Here is a 3,003-nt window from a genome sequence, read left to right as displayed (position 1 = left end):
CTATCCAAGGCATCTTATGAAGGGGCTTGAAAAAATTGGAGTATTAGATAGTTTTCTTGAAGATATAAATATAATAGATAAGAAGGTAGCAAAAAATTGGAGAAAAAAATATAATCAGTATTTGCTAAATAGAGATGATGAAAATTAATGATCGTCTTAACTGTCTTTATCCTAGCTTTGCTAAATAAGGTGTTTAAATGAGTTGTCAGGAAGGCAACTCATTTTTTGGTTAATAATGCAAGTGAAATGCTTATTATATGAATTTAAATTAAATTTAATAAAAGGGTAATTGTTTACATAAGTAAATACGTATTGAAATATATGGGCAAAGTGGTATAATAATAGTGAAAATGTGATAATGATTATTATTTGCTAAAAAATGTTATTTATTTTAAATTTTTCTTGATATTTATACTTTTATGAATAATTCTGTCGTTGATAGAAATAATAATAATGGTATGAATAGAAAAAGGTAAATAGTAACATTAAAATAAAGGAGGAATAAACGTGAAAAATTATAACGAAATAGTAGATGTTGTGGCTAGACAAATTCTTGACTCAAGATGTTTCCCAACAGTAGAAGTAGAAGTATACTTAGAAGATGGTACTGTAGGAAGAGCAGCTGTTCCATCAGGAGCATCAACTGGTATGTATGAAGCAGTTGAATTAAGAGATGGAGATAAGAGCCAATACTTAGGAAAAGGTGTTTTAAAGGCAGTTCAAAACGTTAATGATACAATTGCTGAAGAGTTAATTGGATGTAACGTATATGATCAACCATACATCGATAAGCTACTTATTGAATTAGATGGAACTCCAAACAAAGCTAAGTTAGGTGCTAACGCTATCTTAGGTGTTTCATTAGCTGTTGCTAATGCTGCTGCTAAATCTTTAGATTTACCATTATACCAATATGTTGGTGGAGTAAATGCTAAGGTTTTACCAGTTCCAATGATGAACATAATCAATGGTGGATCTCATGCTGACAACTCAGTAGATTTACAAGAATTCATGGTAATGCCAGTTGGAGCTAAGACTTTCAGCGATGCATTACAAATGTGTGCTGAAGTTTACCATACATTAAAGAAAACTTTACACGATAAAGGATATTCAACAGCTATCGGTGATGAAGGTGGATTCGCTCCAAACCTTAAGTCAAACGAAGAAGCTATTGAAGTTATCATAGAAGCTATAACTAAAGCTGGATACAAAGCTGGAGAAGATATGTTCATAGCTATAGATGCTGCTTCATCTGAATACTACAAAGATGGAAAGTATGTATTAGAACATGAAGGAAAGACTTTAACTGCAGCTGAAATGGTTGATTTCTTAGAAGCTTGGGTTGATAAGTATCCAATTATCTCAATCGAAGATGGTATGGCTGAAGAAGACTGGGAAGGTTGGAAGCTAATCACTGAAAGATTAGGTAAGAAAGTTCAATTAGTTGGAGACGATCTATTCGTTACTAACACTGAAAGATTAGAAAGAGGTATTGACTTAGGAGTTGGTAACTCAATCTTAATTAAGTTAAACCAAATCGGTACTTTAACTGAAACTTTAAATGCTATCGAAATGGCTAACAGAGCTGGATACACAGCAGTAATTTCTCACAGATCAGGAGAAACTGAAGATACTACTATAGCTGACTTAGTTGTAGCTGTTAACGCTGGTCAAATCAAGACTGGTGCTCCTGCAAGATCTGAAAGAGTTGCTAAGTACAACCAATTAATCAGAATTGAAGAAGAATTAGATGATGTTGCTGAATATAGAGGAAGAAGAGCATTCTTTAACATAAAGAAATAGTATCCTTATTAAGCAATAAAAATTAAAATAGGAGATATAACGTGATTTATTAATTTAAATCTGTTATATCTCCTTTTATTATTAGAAATGTTTAATTTATATAGATTGAATATACTTAATTTTTATTTATATTTGACAATAGTTACTTGTAAAAATATATTCATTATGATAAGATAACCTTATGTAAATACGACCATTTATATCTAGTTGGGAGGTATAGCAATTATGGAGATGAAGAGCATTTTATTAGTGTTAGAAGCAGTGTTAGGACTAGTAATTATAATATCAGTATTATTGCAACCAAGTAAAACAGATGCATTAAGCGGATTAATTCAAGGAAGTAGAACTGAAACATTCTTCTCTAGGAATAAGGCTAAGACAAAGGAAGCTATGTTGTTAAAGTTGACTATTATTACAATGGCTTTATTTGCTGTTAATACAATAGCTTTAAATTTAATATAGGGATTTAAATGAGCTGCTTAAATTATTAGTGGCTCTTTTATGTTTTTATAAGGATTTTTAATAGAGCTTTTTCTTTAACAGTAATAGCAGTAAAATTAGAGTTGAAACTACTGGTTTTTTTCTTTGATTTTGCAATAAAATATTAATGTGAATTATAATAATAGTAAGTGGTGCTATCGTACAATATAAAATTAAGAATTGAAGGTAGCTTTAAGCTTATAAAAAGAGTCATATGTTAGGTTTAACTTTATAAGTGGTAGTATAAGTTAGATTTAACTTTATAAATAAGGGGTAATTAAATTTTATAAAAAAACAAGGAAGGTGTTTTTATGGGTATATTTAATGGATTAATGGGGAATGCTTCGGAAGTGAACCTGGAAAGCTTAAGAAAAGATTATGCAAAAATACTATCGCCAACGGAGAGTATTGAAAAGGGATATAAGTTAGTAAGAGACTTATTTTTATTTACAAATAAGAGATTAATATTAGTAGATAAGCAAGGGGTAACAGGTAAAAAAACAGAATATCATTCAATACCTTATAAATCAATAACTCATTTTAGTATTGAAACATCTGGTCATTTTGATTTAGATGCAGAGCTTAAAATCTGGATATCTGGAACTGCTTTACCTATTGAAAAGCAATTTAATAGTAGCTTAAATATATATGAATTACAATCTGTTTTAGCAGAGTATTGCCTAAAATAGTGAAAAGAAAATTTAGTAAATATTAAAATAG

General features: G+C 29.8%; 3 protein-coding genes. All 3 read left to right on the top strand.

Annotation, left to right across the window (positions count from 1 at the left end):
• Positions 1-507: 507 nt before the first annotated feature.
• The 3 genes from eno (at position 508) to E6248_RS14870 (ending at position 2,972) form a co-directional block, all read left to right on the top strand.
• On the top strand, positions 508-1,803 hold the full coding sequence (eno, locus tag E6248_RS14880; RefSeq protein WP_136007776.1) for a phosphopyruvate hydratase: 1,296 nt from the start codon (positions 508-510) through the stop codon (positions 1,801-1,803).
• 231 nt (positions 1,804-2,034) lie between these two features.
• Positions 2,035-2,265: a preprotein translocase subunit SecG gene (gene secG / locus E6248_RS14875; RefSeq protein ID WP_316341561.1), complete on the top strand. Its 231-nt coding sequence runs from the start codon at positions 2,035-2,037 to the stop codon at positions 2,263-2,265.
• 329 nt (positions 2,266-2,594) lie between these two features.
• Positions 2,595-2,972 carry a PH domain-containing protein gene (locus tag E6248_RS14870; protein ID WP_316341560.1) on the top strand — a complete coding sequence of 126 codons (378 nt, stop codon included), beginning with the start codon at positions 2,595-2,597 and terminating at the stop codon, positions 2,970-2,972.
• Positions 2,973-3,003 lie beyond the last annotated feature (31 nt).

The sequence above is a fragment of the Clostridium sp. genome, assembly GCF_032552055.1.
In the GTDB taxonomy this organism is placed as follows: Bacteria; Bacillota; Clostridia; order Clostridiales; family Clostridiaceae; genus Clostridium.
Note: the sequence above shows the minus strand (reverse complement) of the source record. Positions and strands in the feature narration are given on the sequence as shown.